The sequence below is a fragment of the Kitasatospora sp. NPDC036755 genome (assembly GCF_040636595.1).
GTDB lineage: Bacteria > Actinomycetota > Actinomycetes > Streptomycetales > Streptomycetaceae > Kitasatospora.
On record NZ_JBEZUT010000462.1, the window covers coordinates 1 to 5168 of the forward strand.

Annotated in this window: 2 protein-coding genes and 1 pseudogene; all 3 read left to right on the top strand. The window is 76.6% G+C overall.

What is annotated here, in order from left to right:
- Window positions 1-483: pseudogene (locus AB0E96_RS37945) on the top strand (hypothetical protein); the annotation flags it as partial.
- A gap of 375 nt (window positions 484-858) precedes the next feature.
- A complete protein-coding gene (locus AB0E96_RS37950; protein WP_359830933.1) occupies window positions 859-3951 on the top strand; it encodes an amino acid adenylation domain-containing protein in 3093 nt (1030 codons plus the stop codon).
- A 72-nt stretch (window positions 3952-4023) separates the two neighbouring features.
- Window positions 4024-5168 (top strand): AMP-binding protein (locus tag AB0E96_RS37955; RefSeq protein WP_359830935.1); only part of this gene is annotated, 1145 nt, incomplete at its 3' end.

The window sequence follows — 5168 nt, forward strand, 5'->3', positions numbered from 1 at the left end:
GCGGCATCGACGAGATGTCCACCAGGGCGACGCCCTTGCTCTCGGACACGGCCGCCCGTCCGTCCTCGGTCGCGCTCTCCACGGTCTCGGCCGGGGCCGGCCGCGGACCTGGACGCGCTCGCGGACGCCTGGTGGGACGACCTGGACCAGGCCGGCACCCCCTTCGACGAGGTGGTCCGGGCCGCCCGCACCGCCGGGGCCCCGTGGTCGGGAGCCCTGGACGGCCTGCTCACCCTGGAGGACCTGCACCGCCGCCCGCCGCTGGTGCTCGGCGGCGTCCCCGGCCGGGAGACCCACCTGGACGGGCGCCCGATCGCCGCGCCGATGGCGGTCTCCGCCTCGCACGGCGACGACCTGCTGATCCGACTGGCCTGGGACCGCGACCGGTTCACCGAGGCCGATGCCCACGCGGCCTTCGGTGACCTGCTCGCCGTGCTGGGGCACCACCTGCACGCCCGGCCGAGCCCGGTCCCGCAGGGCTGAACGCGCCCGCCCGGGCGCGCTCCGCCGCCGGGGGCGGCATCCGGCGGGTCCACCGGCGGGCGCCCAGTGGCGCGCGGCCACCGGCGCGCGGCCACCCGGCGCGCCCGAACCCGCATGCCGCACGCCGCCTTCGCCCGCCCGCGCCCGTGCGCCCCGACCCGCGGACCCCGACCTCGGGCACCGCGTCCACCACGGATCCACCACGGATCCACCACGCCCGTCCGCCCGCGTCCGACACGCCGCCGGACGGGACCCCCTGACTCCGGGCCGCACCTCACCCCGGTGCGGCCCGGCCCACCGGCCGGTGCGGGAACACCCCACGCCCACGTCCGGCCACCGCAGTGCCGACAAGCCCACCACACAAGGGAATCGACGATGTTCGCACTCTCTCCGTCCCAGGAGATCGTCTGGCTGCACGAGCAGATGCTGCCGGGCAGCCGCGCCTACAACTTCACGGCCGTCCTCGACCTGTGGGGAACCCTCGACCGGGACGCGCTGCACACCGGCCTGGCCGCCGTCCTGGCCCACCACCCCGGCCTGCGCCTGGAGTTGGTGCCCCGGTCGGAAGGCCTGCCCGGCCAGCGGGTCGCCGAGCACTGCGAACCGGAGCTGCGCCACAGCGACTTCACCGCCGAGCAGGACCCGGAGGCCACCTTCCGCCGGCTGCTCGCCGCCGAGGCCGAGGAGCCGCTGGACACCGGCCGGGCGCCGGTGCTGCGCTGGCACCTGGTGCGGCTCGGTGAGGACCACCACCGGCTGATCCACGTCGAGCACCACCTCGTCCACGACGGCCACTCCTTCGCGATCCTGCTGCGCGACCTGTTCACCGTCTACCGGGCCACCGTCCTCGGCGAGCCGTACCGGCTGCCCACCGCCCCCTCGTACGAGGAGCACGCCCGTACCGCCGCCGACGTCCCCCGGGAGCGCGCACTCGACTTCTGGGCCAAGGAGCTGACCGGCGCGCCGCGCGAGGTCACCCTGCCCGGCCTGGCCCGGCCGGGTGTCGAACGGCGCCACCGCGGCGGCCAGTTGCGCCAGTCGATCGGCGCCGACCTGGCCGAGCGGCTGCGCGAGCGCAGCAAGGCGGACGGCCACACCCCGTTCAGCACCCTGCTCGCCCTGCTCGCCGAACTGCTGCGCCGGCACAGCGGCCACCGCGAGCTGGTGGTCGGTACCGCCGTCGGCAACCGCCCGGAGGGCTTCGAGGGCACCGTCGGCATGTTCGTCAACACCGTCCCGCTGCGCCTGCGGCTCGACCCGACCGCCCCCGGCACCGAGGCCGTGGACGAGGTGACCGACGTCCTGCTGCGCGCGCTGCCCTACCAGGACCTGCCGGTCCAGGAGCTGACCCGCCGGCTCGGACTGCACACCACCGGCGCCGACAACCCGCTGTTCAACGTGATGTTCAGCGCGCACGACGCCGCGCTGCCCGACGTCCAGGCGCCCGGGCTGGAGGTCTCGCTGTACGAGGGCTTCAACACCGGCACGACCCGCTTCGACCTCGACCTGGTGCTGCTGCCCGACGACCGCCGGGTGGTCGGCGAGAAGCACGGCGCCGCCGGGATGACCCTGGTCTGGGACTACGACGCCGACCTGTTCGGCGAGTCCGAGGCGGTGCTGCTGTCCGAGCGGCTGCTGGAGCTGCTGCGCTGCTACCTGGACCGCCCGCAGACGCCGATCGCCGACCTGGCGCCCGCCCCCGAGGCCGAGCGGGCCACCCCGGTCGCCCCGGCCACCCTCGACCCGGCCGCCGCCCACGCCCCGGACGCGCTCGCCCTGCTGGCCGGGAGCGAGCGGATCAGCTACGGCGAACTCGACCGCCGGGTCGGTGAGTTGGTCGACCGGCTGCGTGACGCCGGAGTCGTCCCCGGCCAGCCGGTGGCCGCCGTGCTGCCGCGCGGCGCCGACAGCGTGGTCGCCCTGCTCGCCTGTCTGCGGTACGGCGCCGTCTACGCTCCGCTGTCCACCGAGGACCCGGCCGCCCGCCTCGGACTGCTGCTGGAGCGGCTGAGCCCGGCGCTGGTCCTCGCCACCCGGCAGAGCGCCTCGGCGCTGCCCGCCGAGGGCGTCACCCCGGCGCTGCTGGACGGCCCCGCCTTCCCGAAGGCCGAGCCCGCCGCCGTGCTGGACGGCGCCGCCTACGTGATCCACACCTCCGGGTCCACCGGCGTGCCCAAGCCCGTGCTGGTCGGCCGCGAGGCCCTGGCCGGATACGTCACCGCGATCGCCGACCGCTACGGCCTGACCCCCGCCGACCGGGTGCTGCTGTTCGCCCGGCCGTCCTTCGACGTGGCCCTGGAGGAGGTGCTGCCCGCCCTCGCGGCCGGCGCCGCCCTCGTCGCGCCGCAGCGCGAGGTGCCCACCGGGCCCGAGCTGGTCGCCGTGCTGGCCGCCCGCGGCGTCACCGTCGCCAACCTGCCGACCAGCTACCTCCTCGCCGTGCGCGAGGACCTGCGCGAGGCGCTGCGCGACGGCCGCTGGACGCCGCGGCTGCTGGTGCTCGGCGGCGAGCGGCTGCCCGCCCGGGCGCTGGCCGGCCTGGCCGAGGCCACCACCGTGCTGAACGCCTACGGCGTCACCGAGGCCACCGTCACCTCCACCGTGTACGGGATCACCGCCGACGACGTGGCCGAGGACGGCGAGATCCCGCTCGGCGCCGAACTCGACGGCGTGCGCATCCACGTCCTGGACGACACGCTGCGCCCGCTCGCCCCCGGCTGCGTCGGCGAACTCGCCGTCGGCGGACCGCTGCTGGCCGAGGGCTACCTGGGGCTGCCGGAGCCCACCGCGGCCCGGTTCGTGACCGTCCCCGAGCTCGGCGGCGCCCGGGTCTACCGCACCGGCGACCGCGGCTACCGGGACCTGGACGGGCGGCTGCGCTTCCTCGGCCGCGCCGACAACCAGGTCAAGCTGCGCGGCCACCGGATCGAGCTGGAGGAGATCGAGGCCGCCGCCTCCGCCGAACTCGGCGGCCGCTCCTGCGCGGTGCTGCTGCACACCGACCCGCAGAACGGCCCCCGGCTGGTCGGCTTCCTGGAGGGCGCCGAGCGCCCCGACCAGGCCGCCCTGCACGAGGCGCTCGCCCGCCGGCTGCCCGGCGGGCTCGTCCCGGCGAGCTGGACGGCCGTCGCCGCGATGCCGACCCTGCCCGGCGGCAAGCCCGACCGTGCCGCCCTGGCCCGGCTGGCGGCCGAGACCCCGGACGTTCCCGAGGCGCCGGAGAGCGCGCCGAGCGAGTTCACCGACCCCGGCCAGCAGCTGATCGCCGCCGCCTGGCGCGAGGTGCTCGGCCACGGCCGCTTCACCGCGGACTCGCACTTCTTCGAGGTCGGCGGCCACTCGCTGCTCGCCGCCCAGCTCGCCGCCTACCTGGAGCCCCACCTCGGCGCCCGCCCGCCGCTGCGCACCCTCTTCCGCCACGCCGTCCTCGCCGACCAGGCCAAGGCCCTCGCCGGCGGGGTCAAGTGACCGGGGTGGTCATCACCCTTTCCACCGGCCCGAACTGACGACACGTCACTTTCGTACGTCACCTTCCTGGAGATGATGATGGAACACCTCGGCACCGAAGCTCCGACGACCGAAGCCGCCGCCACCGAAGCCCCCGCCACCGAAGCCCCCGCCACCGAGACCCCGAGCGCCGCGACCCCGAGCGCCGAGACCCTGAGCATCGGCTACGGCCGTCCGCACCAGGACGGTGCGGTGCTCGACCTGTTCACCACCTGGGTGCACCGCACCCCCGACGCCCCCGCCCTGATCGACGGCGAGCAGGTCCACAGCTACGCCGAACTCGACCGCCTCGCCGACACCGTGGCCGAGACCCTGCGCGGCCGGGTCGGCCCCGGCGACCTCCTCGGCGTCTGCCTCGGCCACTCGGTCTCGCTGGTCGCCGTCACCCTGGCCGCCGCCAAGCTCGGCGCCGTCCACCTGCCGCTCGGCCCGCGCCCCGGTGAGCGCCGGCTGCGCGCCGTCGCCGAGCAGCTGCGCCCGGCCTGCCTGGTCGGGGAGCCCGACCTGCTGCCGCCCGGCGGCGAGCGGCTGCCGCTGGACCTGCCCACCGCCGGGGTGGTGGCCGCGCTGACCCCCGGCGAGCAGGTGCGCGTCCCGGCCGGCACCCACTACGCCGTGCTCACCTCCGGCTCCACCGGCACCCCGAAGGCCGTGGCCGTCACCGAGCCCGCGCTCGGCGCGCTGCTGCAGTGGTACCGCGAGCTGACCGGCCTCGGGCCCGGCGAGCGGCACAGCCTGCTGATCGGCGTCTCCTTCGACCCGCACCTGCAGGAGCTGTGGGTCGGCCTCACCTCCGGCGCGGCCCTGGTCGTCGCCCCCGAGGCGGTCCGCTGGGACACCGTCGCGCTCGGCGACTGGTGGCGCGAGAGCGGCATCACCGTGTCCATCCTGCCGACCCCGCTGGCCGAGCCCGTCCTCGGCCGGCCCTGGCCCGCCGACCTGCCGCTGCGCCACCTGGTGATCGGCGGTGACCGGCTGCGCCGGGCCCCCGGGCCCGACGTCACCGCGTCCGTCCACAACGCCTACGGCCCGGCCGAGGCCACCGTCACCACCACCACGCACACCATGGCCCCCGGCGGCGACCAAGCGCGGCCTGGAGATGATCCTCACCGGCGACCCGATCCCGGCCGCCCGCGCCGCCGGGATCGGCCTGGTCAACTCGGTCGTCCCGGCGGACG

Excerpts from the sequence above, each read along its gene's own strand:
- AB0E96_RS37950 (WP_359830933.1), top strand. The coding sequence starts at position 859 with ATGTTCGCACTCTCTCCGTCCCAGGAGATCGTCTGGCTGCACGAGCAG.